The organism is Pseudomonas sp. HY13-MNA-CIBAN-0226 (genome assembly GCF_040310305.1).
Taxonomy (GTDB): Bacteria; Pseudomonadota; Gammaproteobacteria; order Pseudomonadales; family Pseudomonadaceae; genus Aquipseudomonas; species Aquipseudomonas gregormendelii.
In genome coordinates, this window is sequence record NZ_JBEOPS010000341.1 from 1 (window position 1) to 263 (window position 263).

At 53.6% G+C, this 263-nt stretch carries 1 protein-coding gene; it reads right to left on the bottom strand.

The window, feature by feature from the left end:
- Positions 1-69: 69 nt before the first annotated feature.
- Positions 70-263: hypothetical protein (locus AAEZ05_RS29015; protein ID WP_350650071.1), on the bottom strand; the 194-nt coding region annotated here is incomplete at its 5' end.

Below are 263 nucleotides of genomic sequence, written 5' to 3' on the forward strand. Positions count from 1 at the left end.
CGCCACCGGCGGCAAGGTTGACGTGCGCTGCAACGTCACGTTTTAAAAGCAAACCTGCGCAGCCTGGTTTCACGCGACAGCGCCTACCGGACGAACCCGGAACAACGTGATTCCCTTGTAGGAGCTGTCTAGTGAAACGAGGCTGCGATCTTTTGATTTATATAAGATCAAGATCAATGGATCGCAGCCTTCGGCACCTCCTACAGGGATGTTGGTCTTATCGCAATAACACCGCGCATTGCATGCGTCAGCAGCCGATGTAG